At 40.4% G+C, this 25,443-nt stretch carries 35 protein-coding genes and 1 other RNA gene; 24 read left to right on the top strand and 12 right to left on the bottom strand.

Annotation, left to right across the window (positions count from 1 at the left end; translation table 11 throughout):
• The first annotated feature begins 170 nt into the window (after positions 1 to 170).
• From HMPREF1517_RS06020 to HMPREF1517_RS06005, 4 genes are all read left to right on the top strand, one after another.
• Positions 171 to 368, top strand: a complete 198-nt coding sequence (locus HMPREF1517_RS06020; RefSeq protein ID WP_002885716.1) for a helix-turn-helix transcriptional regulator — start codon at positions 171 to 173, stop codon at positions 366 to 368.
• An 11-nt stretch (positions 369 to 379) separates the two neighbouring features.
• A complete protein-coding gene (locus HMPREF1517_RS06015; RefSeq protein WP_037600120.1) occupies positions 380 to 1,036 on the top strand; it encodes a CPBP family intramembrane glutamic endopeptidase in 657 nt (218 codons plus the stop codon).
• 73 nt (positions 1,037 to 1,109) lie between these two features.
• The gene (locus HMPREF1517_RS06010) at positions 1,110 to 1,556 is read left to right on the top strand and encodes a hypothetical protein (RefSeq protein WP_037600119.1); all 447 of its coding nucleotides are present in this window, start codon (positions 1,110 to 1,112) and stop codon (positions 1,554 to 1,556) included.
• A gap of 112 nt (positions 1,557 to 1,668) precedes the next feature.
• Entirely contained in the window at positions 1,669 to 2,331 is a 663-nt protein-coding gene (locus HMPREF1517_RS06005) for a CPBP family intramembrane glutamic endopeptidase (protein ID WP_037600117.1), read from the top strand.
• Positions 2,332 to 2,357: 26 nt separating this feature from the next.
• On the opposite strand, the gene proC is transcribed toward HMPREF1517_RS06005, so the two are convergent.
• Positions 2,358 to 3,128, bottom strand: coding sequence for a pyrroline-5-carboxylate reductase (proC, locus tag HMPREF1517_RS06000; protein WP_037600116.1), 771 nt, complete (start codon positions 3,126 to 3,128; stop codon positions 2,358 to 2,360).
• Positions 3,129 to 3,143: 15 nt separating this feature from the next.
• A complete protein-coding gene (gene pepA, locus HMPREF1517_RS05995) occupies positions 3,144 to 4,211 on the bottom strand; it encodes a glutamyl aminopeptidase (RefSeq protein ID WP_037600115.1) in 1,068 nt (355 codons plus the stop codon).
• Between the two features lie 99 nt (positions 4,212 to 4,310).
• On the opposite strand from pepA, the gene HMPREF1517_RS05990 reads away from it, so the two are divergent.
• From HMPREF1517_RS05990 to tadA, 8 genes are all read left to right on the top strand, one after another.
• Positions 4,311 to 4,595, top strand: coding sequence for a DUF4651 domain-containing protein (locus HMPREF1517_RS05990; RefSeq protein ID WP_037600113.1), 285 nt, complete (start codon positions 4,311 to 4,313; stop codon positions 4,593 to 4,595).
• The gene (locus HMPREF1517_RS05985; protein ID WP_037600112.1) at positions 4,592 to 4,906 is read left to right on the top strand and encodes a thioredoxin family protein; all 315 of its coding nucleotides are present in this window, start codon (positions 4,592 to 4,594) and stop codon (positions 4,904 to 4,906) included. The genes HMPREF1517_RS05990 and HMPREF1517_RS05985 overlap by 4 nt, the downstream gene beginning before the upstream one ends.
• A 3-nt stretch (positions 4,907 to 4,909) precedes the next feature.
• A complete protein-coding gene (locus tag HMPREF1517_RS05980; RefSeq protein ID WP_037600106.1) occupies positions 4,910 to 5,434 on the top strand; it encodes a hypothetical protein in 525 nt (174 codons plus the stop codon).
• A 31-nt stretch (positions 5,435 to 5,465) separates the two neighbouring features.
• On the top strand, positions 5,466 to 6,089 hold the full coding sequence (gene ytpR / locus HMPREF1517_RS05975; RefSeq protein WP_002885779.1) for a YtpR family tRNA-binding protein: 624 nt from the start codon (positions 5,466 to 5,468) through the stop codon (positions 6,087 to 6,089).
• A 137-nt stretch (positions 6,090 to 6,226) separates the two neighbouring features.
• Positions 6,227 to 7,258, top strand: coding sequence for a YeeE/YedE family protein (locus HMPREF1517_RS05970; protein WP_037600100.1), 1,032 nt, complete (start codon positions 6,227 to 6,229; stop codon positions 7,256 to 7,258).
• A 14-nt stretch (positions 7,259 to 7,272) separates the two neighbouring features.
• The gene (locus HMPREF1517_RS05965) at positions 7,273 to 7,500 is read left to right on the top strand and encodes a sulfurtransferase TusA family protein (protein WP_003095911.1); all 228 of its coding nucleotides are present in this window, start codon (positions 7,273 to 7,275) and stop codon (positions 7,498 to 7,500) included.
• Positions 7,501 to 7,728: 228 nt separating this feature from the next.
• Positions 7,729 to 8,121 (top strand): single-stranded DNA-binding protein, encoded by a 393-nt coding sequence (locus HMPREF1517_RS05960; RefSeq protein ID WP_002885697.1) that lies wholly within the window; start codon positions 7,729 to 7,731, stop codon positions 8,119 to 8,121.
• A gap of 771 nt (positions 8,122 to 8,892) precedes the next feature.
• Positions 8,893 to 9,411 carry a tRNA adenosine(34) deaminase TadA gene (gene tadA / locus HMPREF1517_RS05955; RefSeq protein ID WP_037600098.1) on the top strand — a complete coding sequence of 173 codons (519 nt, stop codon included), beginning with the start codon at positions 8,893 to 8,895 and terminating at the stop codon, positions 9,409 to 9,411.
• An 85-nt stretch (positions 9,412 to 9,496) separates the two neighbouring features.
• Here the strand turns inward: tadA and HMPREF1517_RS10785 are convergent, their stop codons facing one another.
• From HMPREF1517_RS10785 to HMPREF1517_RS05940, 3 genes are read right to left on the bottom strand one after another with little or no spacing between them, the layout of a single operon-like run.
• Complete coding sequence (locus HMPREF1517_RS10785; protein WP_002892006.1) at positions 9,497 to 9,751, bottom strand: hypothetical protein; 255 nt, start codon at positions 9,749 to 9,751, stop codon at positions 9,497 to 9,499.
• A gap of 47 nt (positions 9,752 to 9,798) precedes the next feature.
• Entirely contained in the window at positions 9,799 to 9,966 is a 168-nt protein-coding gene (locus tag HMPREF1517_RS05945) for a class IIb bacteriocin, lactobin A/cerein 7B family (RefSeq protein WP_037600096.1), read from the bottom strand.
• Between the two features lie 20 nt (positions 9,967 to 9,986).
• Positions 9,987 to 10,145 carry a class IIb bacteriocin, lactobin A/cerein 7B family gene (locus HMPREF1517_RS05940; RefSeq protein WP_002892000.1) on the bottom strand — a complete coding sequence of 53 codons (159 nt, stop codon included), beginning with the start codon at positions 10,143 to 10,145 and terminating at the stop codon, positions 9,987 to 9,989.
• 320 nt (positions 10,146 to 10,465) lie between these two features.
• Here HMPREF1517_RS05940 and ffs point away from each other — a divergent pair.
• From ffs to HMPREF1517_RS05910, 7 genes are all read left to right on the top strand, one after another.
• Positions 10,466 to 10,551: signal recognition particle sRNA small type (ffs, locus tag HMPREF1517_RS10290), an RNA gene on the top strand.
• A gap of 14 nt (positions 10,552 to 10,565) precedes the next feature.
• Positions 10,566 to 11,405: a putative RNA methyltransferase gene (locus tag HMPREF1517_RS05935; RefSeq protein ID WP_037600095.1), complete on the top strand. Its 840-nt coding sequence runs from the start codon at positions 10,566 to 10,568 to the stop codon at positions 11,403 to 11,405.
• A 113-nt stretch (positions 11,406 to 11,518) separates the two neighbouring features.
• Positions 11,519 to 12,271 carry an HAD family hydrolase gene (locus tag HMPREF1517_RS05930; protein ID WP_037600094.1) on the top strand — a complete coding sequence of 251 codons (753 nt, stop codon included), beginning with the start codon at positions 11,519 to 11,521 and terminating at the stop codon, positions 12,269 to 12,271.
• Between the two features lie 85 nt (positions 12,272 to 12,356).
• Entirely contained in the window at positions 12,357 to 13,055 is a 699-nt protein-coding gene (dapD, locus tag HMPREF1517_RS05925; protein ID WP_002886999.1) for a 2,3,4,5-tetrahydropyridine-2,6-dicarboxylate N-acetyltransferase, read from the top strand.
• Positions 13,056 to 13,131: 76 nt separating this feature from the next.
• Positions 13,132 to 14,265, top strand: coding sequence for an N-acetyldiaminopimelate deacetylase (locus HMPREF1517_RS05920; protein ID WP_037600093.1), 1,134 nt, complete (start codon positions 13,132 to 13,134; stop codon positions 14,263 to 14,265).
• 68 nt (positions 14,266 to 14,333) lie between these two features.
• Positions 14,334 to 14,861: a 5-formyltetrahydrofolate cyclo-ligase gene (locus tag HMPREF1517_RS05915; protein WP_037600092.1), complete on the top strand. Its 528-nt coding sequence runs from the start codon at positions 14,334 to 14,336 to the stop codon at positions 14,859 to 14,861.
• Positions 14,852 to 15,526, top strand: coding sequence for a rhomboid family intramembrane serine protease (locus HMPREF1517_RS05910; RefSeq protein WP_037600090.1), 675 nt, complete (start codon positions 14,852 to 14,854; stop codon positions 15,524 to 15,526). Before HMPREF1517_RS05915 ends, HMPREF1517_RS05910 begins: the two co-directional genes overlap by 10 nt.
• 45 nt (positions 15,527 to 15,571) lie before the next feature.
• Here the strand turns inward: HMPREF1517_RS05910 and galU are convergent, their stop codons facing one another.
• The 6 genes from galU to HMPREF1517_RS05880 form a co-directional block, all read right to left on the bottom strand.
• On the bottom strand, positions 15,572 to 16,486 hold the full coding sequence (gene galU / locus HMPREF1517_RS05905; protein WP_037600089.1) for a UTP--glucose-1-phosphate uridylyltransferase GalU: 915 nt from the start codon (positions 16,484 to 16,486) through the stop codon (positions 15,572 to 15,574).
• A gap of 17 nt (positions 16,487 to 16,503) precedes the next feature.
• Positions 16,504 to 17,526, bottom strand: coding sequence for an NAD(P)H-dependent glycerol-3-phosphate dehydrogenase (locus HMPREF1517_RS05900; RefSeq protein WP_037600088.1), 1,023 nt, complete (start codon positions 17,524 to 17,526; stop codon positions 16,504 to 16,506).
• A 118-nt stretch (positions 17,527 to 17,644) separates the two neighbouring features.
• The gene (locus HMPREF1517_RS05895; RefSeq protein WP_037600087.1) at positions 17,645 to 18,205 is read right to left on the bottom strand and encodes an MptD family putative ECF transporter S component; all 561 of its coding nucleotides are present in this window, start codon (positions 18,203 to 18,205) and stop codon (positions 17,645 to 17,647) included.
• 8 nt (positions 18,206 to 18,213) lie between these two features.
• Positions 18,214 to 19,005, bottom strand: a complete 792-nt coding sequence (locus tag HMPREF1517_RS05890) for a formate/nitrite transporter family protein (RefSeq protein WP_037600086.1) — start codon at positions 19,003 to 19,005, stop codon at positions 18,214 to 18,216.
• 116 nt (positions 19,006 to 19,121) lie between these two features.
• The gene (locus HMPREF1517_RS05885; RefSeq protein ID WP_002885631.1) at positions 19,122 to 20,372 is read right to left on the bottom strand and encodes an NAD(P)H-dependent oxidoreductase; all 1,251 of its coding nucleotides are present in this window, start codon (positions 20,370 to 20,372) and stop codon (positions 19,122 to 19,124) included.
• A gap of 18 nt (positions 20,373 to 20,390) precedes the next feature.
• Positions 20,391 to 20,993, bottom strand: coding sequence for an NADPH-dependent FMN reductase (locus HMPREF1517_RS05880; RefSeq protein ID WP_002886986.1), 603 nt, complete (start codon positions 20,991 to 20,993; stop codon positions 20,391 to 20,393).
• Between the two features lie 206 nt (positions 20,994 to 21,199).
• Between HMPREF1517_RS05880 and HMPREF1517_RS05875 the strand changes: the two genes are divergently transcribed.
• The 5 genes from HMPREF1517_RS05875 (at position 21,200) to HMPREF1517_RS05855 (ending at position 24,914) form a co-directional block, all read left to right on the top strand.
• Positions 21,200 to 21,646 (top strand): dUTP diphosphatase, encoded by a 447-nt coding sequence (locus HMPREF1517_RS05875; RefSeq protein WP_002886985.1) that lies wholly within the window; start codon positions 21,200 to 21,202, stop codon positions 21,644 to 21,646.
• Between the two features lie 9 nt (positions 21,647 to 21,655).
• Positions 21,656 to 22,108: an isochorismatase family protein gene (locus tag HMPREF1517_RS05870; RefSeq protein WP_002891974.1), complete on the top strand. Its 453-nt coding sequence runs from the start codon at positions 21,656 to 21,658 to the stop codon at positions 22,106 to 22,108.
• Between the two features lie 11 nt (positions 22,109 to 22,119).
• Positions 22,120 to 23,481 carry a DNA repair protein RadA gene (gene radA, locus HMPREF1517_RS05865; protein ID WP_084639283.1) on the top strand — a complete coding sequence of 454 codons (1,362 nt, stop codon included), beginning with the start codon at positions 22,120 to 22,122 and terminating at the stop codon, positions 23,479 to 23,481.
• An 88-nt stretch (positions 23,482 to 23,569) separates the two neighbouring features.
• Positions 23,570 to 24,265 carry a TIGR00266 family protein gene (locus HMPREF1517_RS05860; protein ID WP_037598509.1) on the top strand — a complete coding sequence of 232 codons (696 nt, stop codon included), beginning with the start codon at positions 23,570 to 23,572 and terminating at the stop codon, positions 24,263 to 24,265.
• A gap of 151 nt (positions 24,266 to 24,416) precedes the next feature.
• On the top strand, positions 24,417 to 24,914 hold the full coding sequence (locus HMPREF1517_RS05855) for a beta-class carbonic anhydrase (protein WP_002886981.1): 498 nt from the start codon (positions 24,417 to 24,419) through the stop codon (positions 24,912 to 24,914).
• Between the two features lie 95 nt (positions 24,915 to 25,009).
• Here HMPREF1517_RS05855 and HMPREF1517_RS05850 read toward each other — a convergent pair whose 3' ends face one another.
• The gene (locus HMPREF1517_RS05850; RefSeq protein ID WP_037600084.1) at positions 25,010 to 25,363 is read right to left on the bottom strand and encodes a DUF3397 domain-containing protein; all 354 of its coding nucleotides are present in this window, start codon (positions 25,361 to 25,363) and stop codon (positions 25,010 to 25,012) included.
• Between the last annotated feature and the right edge of the window lie 80 nt (positions 25,364 to 25,443).

Here is a 25,443-nt window from a genome sequence, read left to right as displayed (position 1 = left end):
CCTATGTTTATAAATGTGTAATTCAATAAGTAAAGAAAACTTTATAAAAAATGTAAAAGAGACTTTACAAAAAATGTAAAGCAAACTATACTATATATGTAAAGTAAACTTAATAAAGAAAAGTAAGGAGTTTAACTATTTGAGAATAAACGATAAAGTTGAGGTACCACATGGAAACAAAAATTCAGGAACTTCGTAAGGCTAATAAGATTAGTCAGGCAGAGTTAGCAGATGAGATGGGAGTCACGAGGCAGACCATCATTTCACTCGAAAAAGGTCGCTATAATGCGTCGTTGGAACTAGCTTTTAAAATTGCTAGGTATTTTGGAAAGACTATTGAAGAAGTCTTTATTTTTGAGGAAGATTAAGGAGAAAAGATATGTTTAAACAAGTAATGAAGAAAATTGGTGTTATTGTTTTAGCGCTCACTCTACTAATCTTAGATCTAACACTATTAGGTGCTTTCCCGCTACTTACTCAGGATGGTAAGTTTTCACTTGTGGAGCAAATAGGTTACGGTGTTTGGGCATTAGGGAGTTTGGCTATTTTTATCGTGATTGCTTATAGATTTAAACTCTTATCGCTTAAAGAGATTAATTGGAGACGTCTCGTTGCGATTGCTTCTCTTAATCTCGTCATCTTTTTCCTAGGTGATCTTCTAGGGTATTTTGTTGGTCAGTTAACACACAATGCGACTATGGAAAATCAAGATGCTTTAAATAAGATATTTATTCAAGTACCATTCTATCTTCACCTAGTAGTCGTCGGTTTTATTATTCCGATTATGGAAGAAATCATTTTTAGGGGACTCTTAGCCAAGGTGCTCTTTGGAAAATACTTTAAGACGGGTCTTGTTATTTCCAGTCTTCTCTTTATGGCTGGTCACTCAGCATTTACGCTTCAGACAATTGTCATCTATGGTGTTATGTCAGCTGGTCTTGCGATAACATATTATAAGACTAAGCGTATCGAGTACAGTATGGGTGTTCATATCTTAAACAATAGCATAAGTGTACTACTCAGTCTTTTCGTTTAAGGTGAATGATTAAAGTTATCATTGAAAAAATGTATATTGCTCTTTTAAAGGATAATGAAGGGAAAATTAGGATATGTTAATAAAAATGTTATTAGGAAAGAGAAAAACAGAGGATGAGTTTAAGAAATACATTACACGAGTAGCATGTTCTCTTTTTTGCTTGGGTGTTTTGGGATTGTTTGTTGTTCGCTCTAACAGTCTTAGTGATTATGCTCTAGGCTTAGTTTTGGGACTTACCCTTGGGGTTTATGCCTTGTCAATCTATTATTTTGCGACACTTACCCATCCTAAACGTCTTCATCGGATGTATATTGCTGCCTACGATGAGCGAAATAAACAGATTTTAATGGCGTCAGCAGTCGCAACTCTGGTTTTAGAGTTTTTGCTTATCTTTGCTTTGATTGCCCTATATGCCTTTGTCAATATTCAGTTGCCATATGTTACAGTCTTATCTATCTTGCTCTATGGCTTAGTATTGGGATTTGCCCTTATTCGTCTCATTCTATCTAAAATAGGATGAGAGCCCATATTATCTTGAAAAATTCACCTCTCTTTCTCTTATTGTCTTGTTAATTGAGTTATATTGTATTGTAATAGAGATACAAATAAATGATGAAAAGAGGTGGCTTCTCATGAACAAAGGGTCAATTCTCAAACGCTTTCTCTATTTGTTACTAGCTTTCCTAATACTAATTATTGATCAAGTTCCAACCATCTATTTAGGTGTCAAAGATACCAGGTTAGTCTGTCTCTTAATTTTTGTCTTGCTTCTCATGAGCGCAGGAGCTCTTTTCTTAGGAAAACGTCTTGGGCTTTTCGAAGGCTTTAAGGCACTTTCTTCCCTGAAGGCCTGGGGGATGATTGGCTTGACCTACCTAGGTATTTATATCGTTACTAGGATTGGTTCTATGGTCATGATGATGGAAGGTGTTAGTAATAGCACCAATCAGGCAGCCATAGAAAATGCCCATATGAATCCCTTCCTTCTCATAACGTTTACGGTAATTATGGCACCGATTGTGGAAGAGCTGGTTTTTCGAGGGCTCCTCATGGGACGTGTCTTTAACCCCGATTCTATTGTTGGCTTGATTGTTAGTAGTTTACTTTTTGGTCTTGTTCATCGGCCTAATAGTATTGGTGTTTGGATTGTATATGCAGGTATGGGATTTGCCCTTGGGACAGTATATCGTAAGTGTCAAAAGTTAGAGTACTGTATCATGGCCCATATCATTAACAATACTATTGCAGTTTCAGTGATGTTACTCTTGCAATTTTTAGCGCCATATATCAAATAAAGCTCGGAAGATTCCGAGCTTTTTTCTTATAGTTTTTTAGCTTTAGCAATGGTTGTATCAATACTTGAAACCACACTATGGGTGAGGCCTGTACGCTCAAGGTCCATGAGACCAGCGATAGTGGTCCCACCAGGGCTACAGACCTTGTCAATAAGATCATGTGGGCTGTAGCTACCAAGACTGAGATTTTCAGCGGTAGCTAGAACCGTCTGTGTGGCAATGGTCAGAGCGACCTGCTTACTCAGGCCATTTTTGACACCAGCCTTAGCTAGAGCCTCGATAAAGAGGGCGATGTAGGCAGGGCTAGAACCTGCTAAGGCAGTAAAGGTATCAAAGTCCTTCTCAGCCAATTCAACAGTGGTTCCAAAACTGTCTGTGATTTCCTTGGCAACTGCCAAAAGGTCCTCGGATACATTATCATTAGTGCAAAGACCAGTAGTGCTTTTGAGAATTTGAGCATTAAGGTTCGGCATGATACGAATAAGAGGAAGGTCTGGACTAGTGAGGGAAGCGAGGCGTTCCAAGGTCACTCCAGCAGCCATACTTATGATAGGTTGATGAAAATTGAGACCGGCTAGTACCTTATCAAACATTTGAGGTTTGATGCCAAGAATGACTAAGTCAGCATTATCCAACAATTCCTGATGGGAAGCAGCAGCTTCAACCTCTAGTTCCTCTGCAATTTGGCGTGAACGAGCCAAGGAAGACCCTGAAATAATGATACGATGTGAGCTTGTATTTAGGCCGTTGATAATGGCTGTCGCCATCTTTCCAACGCCAATAAAACCAATAATCATGGGTTACTCCTTGTCTTAGTAGTTTTTAATCAAATCCACTGTTGAACGATCCAACTTCTTAACAATCGCTTGTAAGAAGGCTTGTGCCTCTAGGAAGTCATCCATCGAATAAAGGGTTTGGTGCGAGTGAATGTAACGGGCACAAACACCGATAGTTGTTGATGGGACACCAGCATTCTGCAAGTGAGCGGCACCAGCATCTGTTCCGCCCGCAGCACAGTAGTATTGGTATTTGATACCAGCTTCTTCAGCTGTAGTCAAAAGGAAATCTTTCATATTTGGCAACATGATGTGACCTGGGTCGAAGAAACGAATAAGGGTACCATCACCTACCTTACCTTGATTACCATAGATATCACCTGCAGGAGAACAGTCCACTGCAAAGAAAACCTCAGGATCAAATTTAGTGGTAGAAACATGGGCACCACGTAAACCAACCTCTTCTTGAACGTTGGCACCAGCAATTAGAGTATTATTGAGTTCTTGATCTTTAACGTTTTCCAAGAGTTCACGAATCATGAGAACACCATAACGGTTGTCCCAAGCTTTAGAAATCACATTTTTTTGATTGGCTGTGAGGATTGTTTCTGATTCAGGAATGATGACATCACCAGGGAAAACACCGTAGGCATTGGCCTCTTCTTGGTTGGCAAAACCAGCATCAAAGACGATATCAGAAACACTAGGAAGACTTGAAGCCCCGCCACTAGCACGTAAGAAATGAGGTGGCACCGAACCTGAGATAACAGGATAAACACGACCATCACGGGTGTGTAGGGTAAAGCGTTGTGAGCTGACAACCAGTGGGTTCCAACCACCAAGTTCGACGACACGGAAAGTCCCGTCTGCCTTGATTTCCTTAATCATAAACCCAACTTCGTCCATGTGGGCAGCCACGAGCACCTTAGGGGCATTTTCCGCCTGGCTATGTTTGATACCGAAAATACCACCGAGACCATCTGTTTGAACCTCATCTACGAGTGGTGTAATATTTTGGCGAAGGTAGTCGCGTACTGGCGCTTCAAATCCTGAAGTGGCACTGAGTTCAGTTACTTCTTTAATCTTGTCAAATAGGGTAGTCATAAAATCCTCCTTGAGTAGTACTTGTTACTATTTTAGCACGATTCTTAAGAGATAGGTAGCCTCTCCCCATTCGTCTAAAAATATGGTAAAATGTTTCATATGAAACGTAAAACATTGGCCTTGTTTGCTGGAGGCGTAGGAGCTTTAGGTCTCTTGGCAATGGCAGAGAAGTATAGACAGTCACGTGCAGAAATGAAGCAGGCTGCATTAATCCAAGATATTAGACAAGAATTATCACACCTGGGGACTATCGCAGTCCTCTATACGAATCCCACTGATAAGGAAAATCCAGGGCTTACAGGAGGTATCGTCTTAGAGGATGGACGTGCCTATAGCTTTGTTTATGCAGAGGATATCTTGACCTATGAGGAGGAGCAGGCATGATTATTCCTAAGAATCTTGAAGAACTGGCAAGCTATGTTGAAAGTGATCAAAAGGTGGTTTTCTTTTTCACTGCCGATTGGTGTCCAGACTGCCAGTTCATTTATCCCGTTATGCCTGACATCGAAGCCCTCCATCCAGATATGACCTTTGTGCGTGTTAATCGTGATGATTATATGGCTTTGGCACAAACTTGGAATATTTTTGGTATCCCAAGTTTTGTTGTGACTAAGAAAGGTCAGGAATTGGGGCGATTGGTCAATAAAGCTCGTAAAACCAAAGAAGAAATCAATGCCTTTTTGTCGGAGATTTAAAAGATGAAAATCAATCACTTTCCTAATATCTCTCTTGATATTTCAGAAACCAAAGAAAAGTATCTGACAGAAAAAAATGAGAGGATCATCGAAGAATTATGCCAAGTTTTAGTAGAGCATTCCAAAATTGAAAGTGATATCTTCCTAAAACACCAAGAAATAAACACCTACAAAAAGGAAAATAATCTTCCTACACATCAAACTATTCCTGGAGAAATGGAGTTATTTGATGAATTTAAAGTGAAGTTGACTCCTTTAGCTCAAAAACACTTGACTGATAACTGTTATAAAAGAGGTTTTTCAGCTTCTTTTGGTTCTCCAGGTACCTATGATTTTGTGTTAGAGTCCTGTCGAGTTAAGTTTATTATGAAGAGTAAGGCTAAGATGTTTCTCGAATTTTCCTATGGGAATGATTTTTGGTACCATAAACAATTTATCGTAAAATTAACAGAGAGTGACTGGAAAATTGACAAGATTAGTTATCGCTATGGTAGTAATGACGATTCTTGGCATGTCAGTCGATTTTAAAATCTATAAAAGAACTATTGAAGGAGAACCCATGATTTTTGCATACAATAAGGAACAAGTTGGCGACGTTTTGTTGGTTATCTTGGAAGATACTAAAGACATCAAACGTAGCGTAGAACGTAAAGGTAAGGTGGCGCGTGTCACAGCTGATGAAACAGGCAAGACTCTTGCTTGGAATATTTTTGAAGCATCAAGCCTCATTGATATCGAAGGTAACGGTCAAGTTTTCTTGTCAGACCAAGATGTAGCTGTTTTGAACGAGGAATTGGCTAAAGAGGGCTTTGAAGAGCGTTTGGAAAACACACAAGGACCAGTCTTTGTGGTTGGACAAATTGATGAAATGGTTGCACATCCAGACAGTGACCACCTTAACATCTGCCAAGTGAACATTGGTGATAAGAAGGTCCAAATCGTTGCAGGAGCACCAAACGCAGCGCTTGGGCTTAAAACTATCGTAGCCCTTCCTGGTGCTATGATGCCTAGCGGTGCCCTTATCTTCCCAGGAAAACTTCGTGGTGAAGATAGTTATGGTATGATGTGTGCCCCACGTGAGTTGGCACTTCCAAATGCTCCACAAAAACGTGGTATTATTGAACTTGATGATTCAGCAGTAGTTGGTGAGGCTTTTGATCCAGCCAAACACTGGAAAGGGTAAATAAGACAAGAAACGGTAAATAAGCCGTTTTTTTGTTTGTCATAAAGAAAGTTTATAGCTAATCATAAAAAAGAAAGATTATGCAAGTTACAAAATTTTTTTTAAAATGTAATCAACATTTACTTTAGGAGGTACTTATGCTTACGACTGTTCTTTCTGGTGGGCTCATTGGTCTGATATTTGGATTCATTTTGCAACGAACTCGATTCTGCTTGACTGGTGGTTTCCGAGACATGTACATTGCACGTAATAATACATTATTTTACGCTTTTCTTATTGCAATCACAGTAGAAAGTATAGGAGTACTTTCCCTGATTAAATTAGGTATTATTGGAAACCCTTATGAAGAATTTTCCGTGTTAGGAGCAATTGTGGGCTCCTATCTATTTGGTATTGGAATTGTTCTTGCTGGGGGATGTGCCACAGGAACGTGGTATCGTGCCGGTGAAGGTCTCCTAGGTAGTTGGGTTGCACTATTCTTTTATATGACAAGTGCAGCAGCTATGAAATCAGGATTTCTTGTTCCTTTGAATCAATTAATAGCCAAGCGATGGGTAATTAATGATGATTTAGCTGGTCAATTAGGAATTCCGGTTTGGTATTTTCTTGTTTTCTTAGTAGCTATAACAAGTTTTGTTGTCATTCGAGAGTTACGTAAGCCCAGACGTCAGATTGCTACGCTTCCATCAAAATATAAGGGAGTGAGACACTATCTTTTTGAGAAAACTTACCATAAATATTTTGCAGGACTTCTAATAGGTCTTGTTGCTTTTATTGCTTGGCCTGCTAGTCAGTTGACGGGTCGTGTTGGAGGGTTAGGGATTACAACTCCATCAGCACATCTAATTAGTTATATTATTACAGGTGATAGTAAACAGCTTGGTTGGGGTGTTTTTCTTGTATTGGGGATTTTTCTTGGTTCCTTTCTTGCTGCAAAGGGTTCTCGAGAGTTTCGTTGGCGCTTGCCAGACTTGTCAACCATCGGTAAGAGCACACTAGGGGGTATTTTTATGGGAATCGGTGCTTCATGGGCTGGTGGCTGTACGATTGGTAATGGTTTAACAGCTACAGCAATTTTTTCTAGTAAGGGATGGATTGCTTTACCAGTGACTATTTTAGGTGTTTGGACGGCTTCCTATATTATCTTTGTAAAACCCAACAAAAATTAAGAGGAGAATATCATATGGCTTTGATAAAACTTGAAACGGGTGGATTGGTATGTCCATTCCCATTGATTGATGCGAAGAAAAAAATGGCTGAATTAGCTACAGGTGATGAGTTGTTGATAGCTTTCGATTGTACGCAAGCAACGGAAAGTATACCAAACTGGGCTGCAGATAATGATTATCCTGTGACGCGCTTTGAACAAGTCGGCCCTGCTTCATGGGAAATTGTAGTTCAAAAACGTTGAGTTAGTTAAACGAGTAGAGAAAATTTAAAACTCAACTTTTGTAATGAAAATATCTGAGAGAGCAGTATTACTAGAAAAGTAATAACCTTCTATTTACTAGGATTATTAGGACAATTTGGGTATGTAGACTGGAGTGTTAGTAAGGATACTCTCAAAGGAATCTGTAAAGCTATTTAAAATAATCTATTTTTTACTTCCTCTTACGAATAGATAGGTGGAGGTAAAAAAATGTATAACAAAGTAATTTTAATTGGACGTTTGACAGCTACCCCTGAAATGGTTAAGACTGCTAGCGATAGGTCTTTTACACGTGTCACAGTTGCGGTTAATCGTCGCTATAAGACGCAAAATGGTGAGCGTGAGGCTGACTTTATTACAGTGGTTGTCTGGGGGCGTTTGGCTGAGACCTTAGCCTCTTATGCCAGCAAGGGGAGTTTAATTTCTCTTGATGGTGAGCTTCGTACCCGTAAGTACGATAAGGATGGCCAAACCCATTACGTTACTGAGGTGCTTTGTTCCTCTTTCCAACTTCTGGAGAGTCGTGCTCAGCGTGCTGTTAGGGAAAATAATCCTGACAATGACTTGGCTGACCTCGTCTTGGAAGAAGAACTTCCCTTCTAGTTTATCCTTTGTCTAGCTATCTAGGTCTCCTATCTTTGAAGCCACCTCTCCAAAAAAAATCATTATCTTGTTCCATACCTTGTTTTGAAGAATTGTTGGAGATAAAACATTAAACACCTGTTAGACTAATAAACAGTAAAATTAGATAAGACTTAGGATGATAGGGGTTTAAAAGTATAGATAGAGTAGAGAAAGTTATTCGAAAAACCTTAAAATGCAGTTATAACATGGTTTTTTGCTATTTGGTTAATTAGCCAAAACAGTGTACACAATTAACAGTTCTTTCTCATTTATATCATTGTTTTATTACCGATTTTTAAATTAAATGATAGAGGTTTCGTGATAAACTATAGGTGGGTAAGGAAAAAGCTATAAAAGTTACTTTTATAGTAGGCATTATTTGTTTGGAAGGAAAGTGTGAAATATCACAACTAGAACACTATCCTTGCAATTGTTTGAGGCAGTTGCATTTTTGTTTATTGTTGTGAGGCCACAGGTCCATAATTGATTTCACAGACAATTGACTATGACACTCCGACTGACATATGACTTAGGATGTTAAGCGGTCGTTGACTTTTCGTCTAGCCTTGGGGGAACACATTGGTGTGATTCCTAAGACTCACCAGACTAATGTGTTTGAAGCTAGGATGATTCGTCTTAGCTTTTTTTGTGTCCTTTAAAATGGAGATCTTTGGTATTGATTTTCTTATGCTATAATAGAAGGACTAAGCGAGATAATATCTCGCAAATCTTGGAACGGGAGTGATACTAATGCTTGATTTTACCCAAGAAGAGAAAGACTTTTTTATGTCTGAAGCTCTTAAGGAGGCCGAAAAATCTCTAGATAAAGCAGAGATCCCAATTGGCTGTGTCATCGTTAAAGATGGCGAAGTCATCGGTCGTGGGCACAATGCACGTGAGGAGCTCAATCAAGCTATTATGCATGCGGAGGTCATGGCTATTCAGGAGGCTAATAGGGCCGAGGGCAATTGGCGTTTGTTAGATTGTACCCTCTTTGTGACCATTGAACCCTGTGTCATGTGTAGTGGGGCCATCGGCCTGGCTCGTATTCCTAAAGTTATCTATGGAGCAAGTAATCAAAAGTTTGGTGGTGCGGGCAGCCTCTACGATATCCTACGAGACGAGCGTCTCAATCATCGCGTAGAAGTAGAGACCGGTATCATGGAGGAGGAGTGTGCTAAGATTATGCAAGACTTCTTCCGCCAGAGTCGTGAACGCAAAAAAGAAGCCAAACGATTGGCTAAATTGGAAACAATGCAAGATATGTAAACAAAAGTGCAAGTCTAAAGGGACTTGCATTTTTAATAGAAGATGAGTCTTTTTGTTTTCCTGAAGACAGTTTAAGTCACTCTTTCTATGCTTTATTTTTTTCTTTCTCTCTTGTTAGAAGAAAAATAGGCATAAAGAGAATCAGAGTACCAAAAGCGGACTTCAAATTAGTATCAATAATTGGTGTTCCTAATCGTATATGAAAGATAAGGTTGATTAGGAGTATCAGAAGTAGGCTACTGATAATTCCAGCTAAAGCTATTTTTACGAGTAAATAGTTATTCATTTTAGGTGATTGATTAGTAGTAGTATCATTTGTTCGATTTATGGTATGTTTCATGAGTTATCATCCTCAAAATCTTTGAGATATCAGGTGAGTTTTGTTAGTTAGTGGGTGAGGTTATAGAAAGATTTACCCGCAGCATAGCTAAGGTCATAAGTCAGTTTTGCAGCAGCCATGCCAACAGAAATAGCCATCCAAGGAACCACTCCACCTGATACAGCTTCAAGTTCTTGAGTAGTCATGTGTTTACGATTGTTAATTGTCTTAGTCATTATTCATATGTCCTTTCTTTTTATCGTGCAGAGTCCATGTAGCCGTTGTAGGCACCAAGGCAAATCATAGTTCCAATAGGTCCTGAAGCTAGGCAGAGCCCTCCAACGGCAAGGTTAGTCTTCCATCCGCCTCCTGTTACTGAGGCTAAATCAGAAGTGTTCATTTCTTTGTTAGTCATTATTGTTCTCCTTTTTTATTTTTGGTGAGTTTTAAAATCTCGTACCCTCTCACCATAAGTTAAGAGATATGTTAAACATGACTTCTCCTTTCAATAAAGTCAGCCATGTCACTAGCTTTTGGTGCTTTCCTCAAGCTATGGATTTATTATAAGGTGTCGAGAAATAAAAAAGTAGTGACATAAATGTCACCATGGTAAGTCTTATGTTTTATCGAAGTTTAGACTGACCGAAGGAAATAATAGGGAATGATAGGAAATAGGACTAGCTAGTCTTATCATAAGTTCTCTACTTGCAATCACTTCGATTTATGGTATAATATTTTTCGGAGCAACATCTGTGCGTGAAGCGGGTCAGGGGAGGAATCCAGCAGCCCTAAGCGATTTCAGGTGTGTGCTCTTTTTTTGTGTCGAGGAGGATTTATGGCCAAATTTAGTGTTTTTAAAGATCAAGAGAGTCTTTTTGCTTGTCCTATCTGTCAGGCGCCAATGCATTTGGATTTGTCTAGCTTGGTTTGTCAGAATAGGCATACCTTTAATATTGCCAAGCAGGGCTTTGTCAATTTTTTGAGACAGACTAAGGGAGATAAGCACTATGATATGGCTTCTTTTGAAAAGAGGAGTCAGATTCTTGCAGCAGGCTATTACGATCCTATCCTGGAGGTGATTTCAGAGCGCTTGCGTGACCTTCCTGGACACTCGCACGTGTTAGATGTTGCCTGTGGTGAAGGCTATTATAGCCGTCAGTTGGCTCAAGAGTTTGACAAGGATTTCATGGCCTTTGACTTGTCTAAGGATTCTATCCTTCTTGCGGCTCGTCAAAATCCTCAGAAAAACGTAGCTTGGTTTGTTGGTGATTTGGCTCAATTGCCCTTACGTGAACACGGTATCGATGTCATTTTAGATATCTTTTCACCAGCTAATTATCAAGAATTTGGAAGACTTTTGTCTGATCATGGCTTGATTTTCAAGGTTATTCCTCACGAAGATCATCTTAAAGAGTTTCGTCAACTGTTACCGGAGGCGCAGGCTTATTCTAACCAGGATGTTCTGGAACATTTTCAAGAGTCTTGTGAGCTTTTGGAGCGTGTGACGATTGCTAAGACTTGGTCTATGCCATCAGAGCATGTTCAAACATTTGCTGAGATGACACCTCTTTTCTTCCATGCCAATAAGGATACTTTGGACTTGACTTCAGTGACGCAATTAACCGTTGCGGGAGAGCTGCTGATTGGTCGTATTAGAGATGATAAGCAATCCTAACAGTCGTTGGGATTTTTTTGATGGGAAAATATCTCAGTTAGCTTGTTTGGTCTTCCTAAAAGGTGTATGATGGGAGCAATAAGTAAGAAAGTTTCAGTAATGGGTAAAAAGTGATGAAAAATAGAGCCTATAAGAACTACATTTTTGATTTTTATGGTACCTTGGTTGATATCCTAACCGATGAGAAGGATCCTGTGTTATGGGATAAATTAGCCCAACTTTACCAAGCTTATGGGGCGGATTATAAGGGTGAAGGTCTTAAAAAATCTTATGCTAAGCGTGTGGCTCAGACTCGTAAGGAGTTAATAGAGATTAAAGGAGTTGCTTATCCAGAAGTTGATTTAGCTCACATTTTCAACCAGCTTTATGTAGATGGTCGGTCTCAGTCTAGTTGCCATAATCAGCTAGAAGATTGGGGCCAACTGATAGCTATGGTATTTCGCGTCTTATCTCGTAAGCAGTTGTTAGCTTATCCGCATACCAAGGAGGTTTTGACCTTTCTAAAAGAGCAGGGCTGTCGTCTCTATCTCTTGTCTAATGCACAAGCAGCCTTTACTAATGCTGAGATTGACTTAATGGAGTTAAGACCTTACTTTGATGCCATTTACCTGTCTTCGGATGTGGGTATCTGTAAGCCTCAACCTGAATTTTTAAAGCAAGTTTTGGATGATCATGGGTTAAAGCCATCTGAGACTGTCATGGTGGGAAATGACCTGACGACTGATATTGCTGTGGCTGAAGCAGTTGGGATCGATGGTATCTTGCTGAATACCTTCCCTTATTCTCGTCGAGAGTTGGAGAATTCCCCAATCAAACCAGATCGAGTGATTACTGACATAGAGGCTCTAAAGACAAATTTTACATAAAAATACACTCTATTTGGCAAAAGCAAAGACAATTATCAGAATTTTTGGTATAATAATTCCTAACTTTATGTGAATGGAGAATCTCATGACTGCACAAAAAATGTCTGCACAAGAAATTATCGCTTTTATCGGTAATGCTGAAAAGAAAACGAATGTTAAAGTAACTTTTGAAGGGGAATTGGCAACTGCTGTTCCAGCTTCTGTCACTAAGCTTGGTAATGTTCTTTTCGGAGACTGGAAAGATATCGAACCACTTCTTGCGAATTTGACTGAAAACAAGGACTATGTTGTGGAACAAGATGGCCGTAACTCAGCTGTTCCATTGCTTGATAAACGTCACCTTAATGCGCGTATCGAACCAGGCGCTATTATCCGTGACCAAGTAACTATCGAAGATAATGCTGTTGTTATGATGGGTGCTGTTATCAACATCGGTGCTGAAATTGGTGCTGGTACTATGATTGATATGGGCGCAATCCTTGGTGGTCGTGCTACTGTTGGTAAAAACAGCCACATCGGTGCGGGTGCGGTCCTTGCTGGTGTGATTGAACCAGCTTCAGCAGACCCAGTTCGTATCGGTGACAACGTCCTTGTTGGTGCTAATGCTGTTGTTATTGAAGGTGTTCAAGTTGGTAACGGTTCAGTCGTTGCTGCTGGAGCTATCGTTACTCAAGATGTTCCTGAAAATGTGGTTGTAGCTGGTGTTCCAGCTCGTATCATCAAGGAAATCGATGAAAAAACACAACAAAAAACAGCACTCGAAGACGCTTTGCGTAACTTGTAACATATTGATAGTAGAGGCCTGTAAGGCCTCTATTTCTAGATTCTCTATAAAATAAGACAATAAAAAGGGTAAAAACATGACACTTGATTTAATTAAAATCAGACGAGACCTTCACCAAATTCCTGAAATTGGTTTGGAAGAATTTAAAACTCAGGCTTACCTCTTAGAGCGTATTGCCGAAATAACTGAAGGGAAGGACTTTGTGGAGCAACGTACTTGGCGTACAGGAATTCTTGTCTATCTTCACGGGCATGCTCCTGAAAAAACCATTGGTTGGCGTACAGATATTGATGGCCTCCCAATCGTAGAGGAAACAGATCTTGACTTCAAGTCTACTCATGAAGGTCGTATGCATGCTTGTGGACACGATATGCACATGACCACAGCACTTGGTCTTTTGGACCAGATGCTTCAAGTACAGCCTAAAAATAACATGCTCTTCCTCTTCCAACCAGCCGAAGAAAATGAAGCTGGTGGTATGCTTATGTATGAAGATGGTGCCTTTGGAGATTGGTTGCCAGATGAGTTCTATGGCCTCCACGTCCGTCCAGATTTCAAGGTAGGTGATATTGCGACTAACACAAGTACCCTTTTTGCTGGGACTTGTGAAGTCCTCGTTACTTTCAAGGGGAAAGGTGGACATGCGGCCTTTCCACATGAGGCCAATGATGCTCTTGTAGCAGCTTCTTACTTTATTACTCAAGTGCAAACGATTGTCAGTCGTAATGTTGACCCTATTCAGGGTGGGGTAGTTACCTTTGGTTCTTTCCATGCAGGAACTACTAATAATGTTATCGCTGAAACTGCAGAGGTTTATGGAACTATTCGTACCCTTACTCAGGAAATGAGTCTCCTCATCCAGAAGCGCGTGCGCCAGATTGCAGAAGGTGTAGCAGCTAGCTTTGGTATGGAAGTGGATATCATGTTGAAACAAGGTGGTTATCTTCCTGTGGAAAATAATCCAGCCTTGGCTAAAGAGTTGATGGCCTTCTTTGATGCTAGCCCAGAAGTTAACCTGATTGATTGTCCACCGGCTATGACTGGAGAGGATTTTGGTTATTTGCTTAGTAAAGTTCCAGGTGTCATGTTCTGGTTGGGAATCGACACGCCATATGCACTTCACCATCCTAAGATGAGTCCAAACGAAGATGCCCTCGCTTTTGCAGTGGCTGAAATTGGAAAATTCCTTAAACACAAGGCAGAAGCCTAATCAGAGTCGATAAAGCTAAAAAATCTACCAAGTCTGACTTTTGGTAGATTTTTTGATATGATAAACCTATGAAAAATGAACTTAGAAAAACAGTCTTGGCTCAATTAACTTCACAAGAACCTGAGACTAAGGCTAAGATAGATAAACATCTTTTGGAGCAATTGATTGCCTTACCTGCTTATAAAGAGGCTCAGGTGATTGCGACTTATTTGTCTTTTCCTCATGAATATGATACCAGTCTTTTAATCAATCAGGCTTTAAAGGATGGTAAACGACTTTTGATTCCTAAAACATATAAACAAGGTCGAATGATTTTTGTGGATTATGATCCAGATAATCTTATTGCAACCTCTTTTGGCTTGATGGAACCTGCGTCTGATTTGGCTGTGGAAAAATCAGAGATTGATTTGATTCATGTGCCAGGAGTAGTTTTCAATGATGAAGGCTATCGCATTGGTTACGGAGCAGGTTACTATGATCGCTATTTGTCTGATTTTGAAGGGGATACAGTTAGTACGGTTTATCCTTGCCAGAAACATGATTTTCAACCAGACAGCTATGATATTCCTGTTAAGGAGGTCGTCACATGCCAGTAAATGAGTGGAAAAAATACCCAGCAACCTATCTATTGTTGGGGCTTACGACGTTGACTTTTATCTGTCAATATCTTTTAAATGGCTTTCAAGCGACTTCGCCTTTGAGCCTTTTTAAGATGGGAGCTATGTACGGTGCGTTTGTTCAGTACAGTCCCTTGAACCTTTGGCGTCTTGTAACACCAATTTTTGTGCATATAGGTGTTGAGCATTTTCTATTTAATATGCTTGCTCTTTACTTTATGGGGAAAATGGCTGAGCAGATTTTTGGGACTCCACGTTTTCTAGGGCTTTATTTGTTAGCGGGTGTTATGGGAAATGCCTTTACCTTACTTTTTACGCCTAATGTTATTGCAGCTGGTGCTTCGACATCCTTGTTTGGACTTTTTGCGGCTGTTGTGATTCTTGGTTATTACAGTCACAGCCCCTTGCTTAATCAGTTAGGCCGTAATTATTTGGCTTTGATTGTTATTAACTTAATCTTCAACCTTTTTACACCTAGTGTTGGGATTACTGGCCATCTCGGTGGTTTAGTTGGAGGTGCTCTTGCAGCTATCTTTTTGGCCAACAAGGTTGAAAGTCGCTTATTTAGTAGAGGCTGGCGTTCTACAGCTCTTTTAACCTATATTTTACTATTGCTGATTCTTCTAGGATTCACTTATTTTTAAGTCATATGAAAAATCCATCGAATGTTATGTTCGATGGATTTTATTTTAGTCTTTTTTAGCTGCTTTGCCTTCAAGTTTGTGGCCCAAGTCAATGAGGTATTGCTTGAGGTCATCTTTAACTTGAGGATGTTTAAGTGCGTAATCGATAGACGTTTTCATGAATCCGAATTTGTCACCTACATCATAACGGTTTCCAGTAAATTCGCGAGCAAAGACGCGTTGTGTCTTGTTAAGTGTATCGATGGCATCAGTCAGTTGGACTTCGTTTCCAGCACCTGGTTTTTGAGTTTCCAAAATACCGAAAATTTCAGGTGTTAGAAGATAACGTCCGATGATAGCAAGATCACTTGGTGCATCTTCTGGATTTGGTTTTTCAACGAAAGTTTCAACGCTATAACGTCCATTTTCGCCTTTGCCTTGAGGGGCGATGACACCATATGAAGAAACTTCTTCGTGAGGTACAGGCATAACTGCAATGGTTGATGCATGTGTTTCCTCATAGTCGTTAATGAGCTGCTTAGTCAAAGGTACTGCTTTGTCATTAGTGATATCCATGAGGTCGTCACCAAGCATGACAACGAATGGCTCATTTCCGACAAATGCTTTGGCTTGAAGAACTGCATCTCCAAGACCACGCGGATGGCTTTGACGGATAAAGTGGAGGTTGATAGCAGTGGTGTCATTAACCAATTTCAACAAGTCTGTCTTACCTTTTTGTTCCAAGTTGTATTCTAACTCGAAGTTTGAATCAAAGTGGTCTTCGATAGAACGTTTTGACTTACCAGTAACCACCAAGATATCTTCAATACCTGATTTGAGGGCTTCTTCAACGATAAATTGGATGGTTGGCTTGTCAACGATTGGCAACATTTCTTTGGCCAAGGCCTTAGTAGCTGGTAAAAAGCGTGTCCCGAGTCCTGCAGCGGGGATGATAGCTTTTTTAACTTTTTGATTCTTCATGAGAACTCCTTAGATTTTTATTTTTTATCCCATTCATTTTCAGAGCGCAATTCATTGGACATCATATTGAGAATAGATTCCTTGATATCAGCACCCTCATAGATAGATTTGTAGATTGCTGTTGTAATTGGCATGTAGACACCGAGTTCTTGGGCGATTTCGTAGGCAACCTTTGTGGTTGAAATACCTTCGATAACCATTCCCATGTTACGTTCAATGTCTTCTAGTTTTTCTCCACGACCGAGCGCATCCCCAGCACGCCAGTTACGTGAATGGATAGAAGTTCCTGTAACAATAAGGTCACCAACCCCAGATAGACCGCTGTAAGTCAAAGGATCAGCACCGAGTTTCACACCAAGACGAGTGATTTCTGCAAGTCCACGAGTAATAACGGCTGCCTTAGCATTGTCCCCATATCCCATACCGTGGAGGGCACCTGCACCTACCGCGATAATGTTTTTAAGAGCACCAGCTGTTTCAACACCAATCACATCTGAATTGGTGTAGAGGCGGAAGTAATTATTACTGAAAATGCCTTGGACATAGCGTGCCACTTCAAGATCCTTAGATGCTGCTGTAATCAAAGTGATATCGCGAACGATAGTTTCTTCAGCGTGGCTTGGACCAGATACGACAACAATCTCACTGCGAAGTTTCTCAGGAATCTCTTCTTCAAGGATTGTTGAAAGACGTTCGTGTGTTCCGGGTTCCAATCCTTTTGAAGCATGCATGACAACAACTTTGTGGTCCAAAAGTTTGGCAACTTGTTTAGCAACTAAGCGAGTAACTTTGGTTGGAACAACAAAGAGAACAGCGTCAACACTATCAAGGGCTTCAGACAGTTCCTTGTAGGCTTTAATGTTTTCATCCAAAACCACATCCTTGAAGTAGCGGGTGTTGGTGTGTTTCTCGTTAATTTCATCAATTTGTTCAGGGATGTTTCCCCAAATACGAACCTCGTGTCCGTTGTCGTTGAGTACCTGAGCAAGGGCAGTTCCCCATGAACCAGGGCCCAAGACAGCGATTTTTTGTTTTTTCATCATTAGGTCTCCCTTTAGGTCCTTTATAACAAAGTAGAAAAAGACTGTATTCTTTCTCATTATAACATAAGAAAAGCATGTTTGTCTTGTACTCTCTGTTAGGAAGGCTGATGGCCATTTATTTTTTCAGCCAATTTTGGGCAATGTAGCCTCCAATGAGGGCAGCCATGAGCGTTCCTCCAATCAGGATTAAGATATGACTGCCTGTAAAGGGAACCATAACTTGATTGACATAATCTTGAGTTTTCCCTTTGGCCAGGAGTTGTGCGATATAAGCTTTGGGCGCAAGCCACATGGTGATAATGGGTGCTAAGTTCCCTAGGGAAAAAATCATATAGGAGAGTAGATTAAGTTTATTATTCTCATAGTTCCCTTTCTTAGCTAGAAAATCAGCGACAAGGCCGGCTAAAAAGCTAGGAAGAAAGGCTAGAACAAAGTGCCCAGAGGCAAAGAAGAAGAGGGACATAAAGATACCCAGACAGGTAATAGCTCCAAATTGTTTAGTTTTTCTGATAAGCCCCAAATAGACCCAACCTGCAAAGATAGCCGCTAAAGCAGGTGTATGATACATATTTTTGACTTTGAAAAAGATTAAATCAATGGCAACTGCAAAGGCTAGGCAAATAAAATAGAGTAGAATAGCTAGACTGGTTTGTTTGATGAATGTCTTTTGACGCATGAGGTCTCCTAATCAATGTGAGGTGTTTTAGTTTTATTGAGCCAAGAGTATGCCAAACCAATGAAAATACCTCCGCCAATCCAGTTGCCGAAGAAAACGACTATCCACTGACGTAGAATATTTGCCAAAGTGAAATTATCCACAGCGTCACGCACACCGTTGAAACCGAGCAACATGAAAGAGGCAAAGTTAGCAATCAAGTGTTCATTAATTAAAAATACAAACATGAAGATAGCTGATAGCGCAATGAAAATCTTAGCAGATTCTTCTTTGAGGAGCATGTAGCCCAAGATGGCAATATTAACGAACATATTCGCTGTAATACCTTCTGTAAAGTTCATCCAATCTGTTTTTCCAAGCTTGGTTGAGACAGCAGTAACTAAGAAGCTCTTGTCAGTCAAATGTTGGAAAGAGAAGGATTGGTTGAAGAACCAGGCCAAGATAAGGGCACCGACAAAATTAAAGAAGGTACAGTAGAGGAGGATGGTACACACCTTGCTCCATTTGATTTTACCATAATAGGCACCACTGGTCAGGAACATCATGTTTGAAGTAGCCAACTCTCCATTGAATATGAGAACGAAGACCAGTCCGATGGCAAAGATAAAGGCAAAAACAAAACGAGAAAGGGCTGGAATACCTGTAGCGATAACATCCGCACCAATAATTCCTACAGCAGTCGACATGGTAAGATAAGCTCCTGCAAGCATAGAACGCAAGGCATAGCGCCCTAGACTTTCGTTAAAGAGCGCCTCTTTTTTAGCACAAGCAGCGAATACTTTTTCTTGAAATTGAGACATAGGTTTACCTCTAAAATATGTGGCATGGAGCATGGCAGATGCGCAAGCTCGAGTGAAACTTAATCTAGGATGACCATGAAAAAAAGTCAGGACAGTTGTCCCAACTTTTCCAAGTCTTAATATGAGGATGCTCCAGATGTGGCATCTGCGGCTGGGGCTGCGTCGCCACCATGACCACCCGCATCTGATGCACCAGATGTGGCGTCGCTACCGCCATGACTAGCTGCAGCTGGTGCAAAAGGACCGCTTCCTCCGACAAGGCGTTGACCAGTTGTTTCGAGATACCAGTCAAGCCATGGTTTAAAGTTAAAGACGATTTCATTGATTCCTGCATAAGAACCATCATCATAGTACATAGCCTGATAGTTATGCGTATTAATAACTCCTTCAGGTGACCCTGGAACAATCGTACGAACATATTCTTGGTTACCATTACGCAGTGTACCAATAACCCATTCCACATTTTTCATACGAGCTGGTGGAAGTGAGCCGTGAACAGTTGACATACGGCTACCAGATTGAGGTGGTACACGTTTGGCGAACATAGTATCAGGATCTTGATGGGCGTTATTGTAGTAGAGGAACTGGTTGTTGTCATCGGCATAGGTCAATTCAAATGGCATAGCCTTGAGGAACATGTCAATTTGATTAACCGTCAAAATACCGTGGTCCAATTTCACGTAGGTATCACCAGATACCGCACCAGTGATTTCAGCTACTTTTTCTACCCACTCTGGATCGTCAGGATCAACTTCGGTAACAGTTGTAGCGATTGGGTTGTTACAATCCAAGTCTTCAGGTTCAATTGGTTTTGGTTTTTTCAATTTAGAAACCACTCCTACATATTGGATGAAATTGTCTAAGCATTGTTCAAGGAAATTAATAGTACCTTCGTTAGTAATGTTCCCCTCAAGGTCAAAAGCTTCTTTAGCCTTTCCAAGCAAGAATTCATTACCTGGAAGTGTATAAGCATTAACACCAGGCGCTTCAAGGATTTTACGCAAATGCACTTGGGCACGTGAAGTTCCTTGGTCGTAGTATGAAGCACCAACAATCATTACAGGCTTGTTTTCAAAAGGGTGCACTTCGAATGATAGCCACTCTAATACTGATTTAAGTGCTGCAGAGATAGTGTGGTTGTGCTCAGGTGTTGCAATGATGACACCGTCAGCGCGTGTAATTTTGTTATTAAGTAAGCGAAGTTGGAAACTTTCATCCCATTTTTCATCTTGGTTAAACATAGGGACTTCATCAATTTCTAAAACTTCAAGTTCAAATTTAATTTTAAAATGTCTTCTGATAAATTCGAGCAGTTTACGGTTGTATGATTGATCATAATTTGCTCCAACGAGTCCAACAAATTTCATAGTTTCTATTCTCCTGTCTTATAGGCTTTCCCAGTCGAAGTCCTCAGCTTCTTTATGTAATAACTCTGTAGCATGTGAGAGTTTACCAGTAATTTTGACGTAGAGACGGAAGTCATCGAAAATAGCATCTAATTTTTTGATGACATCGAGGTCAACTAAATCGCCGTTGCTATCAAAAGCTTGAAGGGAATGTGAAAGCAAGAATTCGTCTGGAAGCACGTTAGCTTTGATTTCTGGAGCATTCAAAATTTGACGAAGTTGTAGCTGTGCACGAGAAGCTCCTAGAGTTCCATAAGATGCTCCTGTAATCATAACAGGCTTATTCAAAAGAGGGAAAACACCGTATGAGACCCAAGCTAAAGCATTCATGAGAACAGCTGGAATTGAGTGGTCATACTCAGGTGTTCCAATAATAACCCCATCAGCCTCATCGATTTTTTTAACGATTTCAAGGACACTTTCTGGCAATTGTTTGTTAGCGGGTTTGTTAAAGACAGGGAGGTCTTTGATTTCAACAAGTTCGATGTCTGCCTTATCTGCAAAATGTTTCTGAATATATTGCAATAATTGTCTATTAGTTGAACGTTTTGAATTCGTACCAACAAGTCCGATGAATTTCATGACAATTCTCCTTAAAAGTATTATATCTATTATTATGTTAGCGTTTTCCTGGTTAAAAGTCAATCTTCGTTTAATGAGAAAGTGATTAGACTATTACCTTTGTCATCTTATTTCGAATAGATTATAATAGGATAGATTTAAAAGTCTGAAGCTAGCATGGCTAGTTTTACAAGAATTAATTTATAGATGTATCGAAAGGAAAAATAATGACAAAAATTCGTGGATTTGAACTTGTATCAACCTATACCAATCAGGACTTGCTTCCAAAACGGGAGACAGCCCATGCAGCTGGTTACGACTTAAAGGTGGCAGAGCGCACAGTGATTGCACCAGGAGAAATCGTCCTCGTCCCAACTGGGGTCAAGGCTTATATGCAAGCGGGTGAGGTGCTTTATCTTTATGATCGTTCTTCTAATCCTCGCAAAAAAGGTCTGGTCTTGATCAACTCTGTGGGGGTTATTGATGGCGATTACTATGGAAATCCAGGGAATGAGGGTCACATCTTCGCCCAGATGAAAAATATTACTGATCAGCCCGTGACTCTTGAAGTCGGCGAACGCATCGTTCAAGGTGTCTTTATGCCCTTCTTAATTGTAGATGGAGATGAAGCTGACGGTGTTCGTACAGGTGGTTTCGGATCGACAGGGAAATAGAGAAAGAATATGGCAGACTATTTATTAGTTGTAGATATGCAGTCAGATTATGTTGCTGTAGGAAAAGCATATCATGAAGAACTGACTGCAGCTGTAAATGACAAAATTGCTAGCTATCCCAGCGACCGGGTTATCTATATTCTCAATCGTTTTTTCTGGGAGAGAAAAGATAGAAAGAAGAAATTTGCGACCGGCTTGCTGCTTGTATCTTCTCGTATCTTTGAGAAGCGTCGGGCTTCTTGCTTTACTAATCCAGATTTAAAAGATTTTTTAGAGGGAAACGGTGCTAAAAGCATAGAGTTTATAGGGGTAGATGGCAATGGCTGTGTTAAGGCTTCCGTTTTGGCAGCTGTCAAGGAGAATTATCAGGTTTCTGTCGATTTGTCCGCTGTCGGAGTTGCCAACCAGAAGAAATTTAAAAAAACATTGCATAAGTGGCATTCTGTCGGAGTAATCGTATAAGGAGAATTATCATAGCAAAGAAAAAATCAACTTTTGTTTGTCGAGAATGTGGCTACAATTCACCCAAATATCTAGGGCGCTGTCCCAACTGTTCTTCTTGGTCCTCTTTTGAAGAAGAGGTTGAGGTGCAGGAGGTGAAAAATGCCCGTGTCAGTTTGACGGGTGAAAAGTCTAAACCAACTAAATTAAAAGAAGTATCCTCAATCAATTATGCTCGCATAAAGACTGACATGGATGAGTTTAACCGTGTTTTAGGTGGCGGTGTGGTTCCGGGTAGTTTGGTTCTTATTGGAGGAGATCCAGGAATAGGGAAATCAACCCTCCTCTTACAGGTGTCAACGCAACTGGCTAACAAGGGTACGGTCCTCTATGTATCTGGAGAAGAATCTGCCGAGCAAATCAAATTGCGGAGTGAACGTTTAGGTGATATTGATAACGAATTTTATCTGTATGCTGAGACCAATATGCAAGCCGTTCGCAGTCAAGTAGAGGCCATAAAACCCGATTTCCTCATTATCGACTCTATTCAGACCATCATGAGTCCAGAGATTTCTGGCGTTCAAGGTTCTGTATCTCAGATTCGTGAAGTCACTGCTGAACTCATGCAGATTGCCAAAACCAATAACATTGCCACATTTATTGTTGGGCATGTGACCAAGGAGGGACAGCTGGCTGGACCACGTATGTTGGAACACATGGTAGATACGGTACTCTATTTTGAGGGGGAACGTCATCACACCTTCCGTATTTTACGAGCAGTCAAAAACCGTTTTGGTTCAACCAATGAGATTGGGATTTTTGAGATGCAGTCTGGTGGTTTGGTAGAAGTGCTAAACCCTAGCCAGGTTTTCTTAGAGGAACGCCTAGACGGTGCCACAGGTTCTGCCATTGTTGTGACAATGGAAGGTAGCAGACCTATCTTAGCTGAAGTTCAAGCCTTGGTGACACCAACCGTCTTTGGTAATGCCAAGCGGACAACGACGGGACTGGACTTTAACCGTGTCAGCCTCATTATGGCTGTTTTAGAGAAACGTTGTGGCCTTCTTCTCCAAAATCAAGATGCCTATCTCAAATCGGCTGGTGGTGTCAAATTGGACGAGCCAGCTATTGACCTTGCTGTAGCCGTTGCGATTGCTTCTAGTTACAAGGAGCTTCCAACCAATCCACAAGAAGCTTTCATAGGAGAAATTGGGTTGACTGGAGAGATTCGCCGAGTAACTCGCATTGAACAGCGTATTAATGAGGCTGCTAAATTAGGTTTTACTAAGATTTATGCTCCTAAAAATTCGCTTCATGGCATGAAGATTCCAGAAGGTATCCAGATCATTGGGGTCACGACGGTAGGAGAAGTACTCAAAAAAGTCTTTTCTTAAAAAAATGCCTCAAAGCCAGAATTTGGAAGCGCTTGCAAAAATACCTGTTCGATGCTATACTTTTCTTAAGAATAGGGAGGTATTTATTATGCAATTTTTTACAGACAGCAACATGCAGTTCCCTTTAGTAGAGTTATCTCTTAATCAAGGTGAAACAGTCTTTATCCAGCGTGGCAGTATGGTATATCACACACCGAATGTGACACTGAGTACCAAATTAAATGCCAGTGGATCAGGTTTAGGTCGCTTTGTAAAAGCAGTTGGGCGTTCAATGGTTTCGGGCGAAAGTAGCTTTATTACTCAGGTTGTCTCGCAGTCCAATAATGGCTATATAGCCTTGGCCCCTGATTCTCCAGGTCAAGTGATTCCACTTTATTTAGGTGAAAAACAGTACCGACTCAACGACGGTGCCTTTCTAGCACTTGATGGCACAGCTTACTATACAATGGAGCTCCAGTCTGTTGGTAAGGCTCTTTTTGGTGGTCAGGGTGGTTTCTTTGTAATGACTACCCAAGGCCAAGGAACTCTCTTGGCAAATGCTTACGGCTCTATTAAAAAAATTGAGCTAAACAATCAAGAAGTGACTATTGATAATGCTCATGTCGTTGCCTGGAGTCAGACACTTGATTATAATATTCACCTGGAAAATGGTTTCTGGCAGTCTATTGGGACAGGAGAGGGTGTTGTTAATACCTTTAGAGGAACAGGTGAAATTTATGTTCAAAGTCTCAATCTTCAAACCTTTGCAGGCTTGCTTAATAGATACTTGCCAAAACGTTCATAATATAAATTGAAGGAGGATGGATGCTTGTTAGCATTTATTCTCCTTTTTTATGTTGCGGACTCAATAGCTGACAAGTTAATAAAAAGATGATAAGATAGTGTGTAAATAATTTGATAGTCAAATTATTTTCTTCATTAGAAAGTGAGTTATTATGTCTTATTTTGAAAACTTTCTCAATGCCAACAAAGCCTATGTTGACCTCCACGGGACAGCCCATCTTCCCTTGAAACCAAAGACTAAGGTGGCTATTGTGACTTGTATGGATTCACGCCTTCACGTTGCTCAGGCCTTGGGGTTGGCCCTAGGTGACGCTCATATTTTGCGTAATGCGGGTGGTCGTGTGACGGAAGATATGATTCGTTCTTTGGTCATTTCTCAACAACAGATGGGGACACGAGAAATCGTAGTTCTTCACCATACAGATTGTGGTGCTCAGACCTTTAAGAACGATGAGTTTACCGCCTATCTCAATAAAGAACTTGGTGTTGATGTTTCTGATCAAGATTTTCTTCCATTCACAGATGTGGAAGAGAGTGTTCGTGAAGATATGGCCATTCTTCGTCAGTCACCGCTTATCCCTGAGGATGTTATCATCTCCGGTGCGGTTTATGATGTAGATACTGGCCGAATGACTCAAGTTCAACCTTAATACCGAAAAGTTAAGCAGGCATGGTTGCCTGCTTTTTTCATGGTTGGATATAAAAAAACTCAGCACAAAATAAATTTGCTGAGTTAAGCTGGTTTTTAAGAAACGATAAAAATGAGAATCACAGTCCCTAAATAGAAAAGACTGGTGATAAAAAAGCTGATACGCCAGAATAACTTAAGAAAACGTTTAAACTTGAAGGATTGTGTTTTTCTTAGCATCTGAATCGTGATAATGATAGCCGCCAAGGATAATAAAATGGTGATGTAAGGCAAAAAGCTATGGGTAAAGAAACGGGCTGACACAGCAACTATCTCAATAAAATAAAGAGGGAAGGTAAGGTCAGCAAAATTAAGCCCGAGGTATTTTAAACTGAAGAAGCGGTGGATAATAAAAGCAAAGATAGGTGTTAGAATCAAAAATGCTATAGCAAAGAATTTATATAGAATCATAAGTCTATTTTACCTCGAAAAGCCCTTTATGTAAATTTTTTCCTAAACTTAATAAGAAATTCTTGCATCTAAAAAGAATT

Source organism: Streptococcus sp. ACS2 (genome assembly GCF_000525585.1).
Taxonomy (GTDB): Bacteria; Bacillota; Bacilli; order Lactobacillales; family Streptococcaceae; genus Streptococcus.
This window is presented reverse-complemented; position numbering and strand designations above follow the sequence as displayed.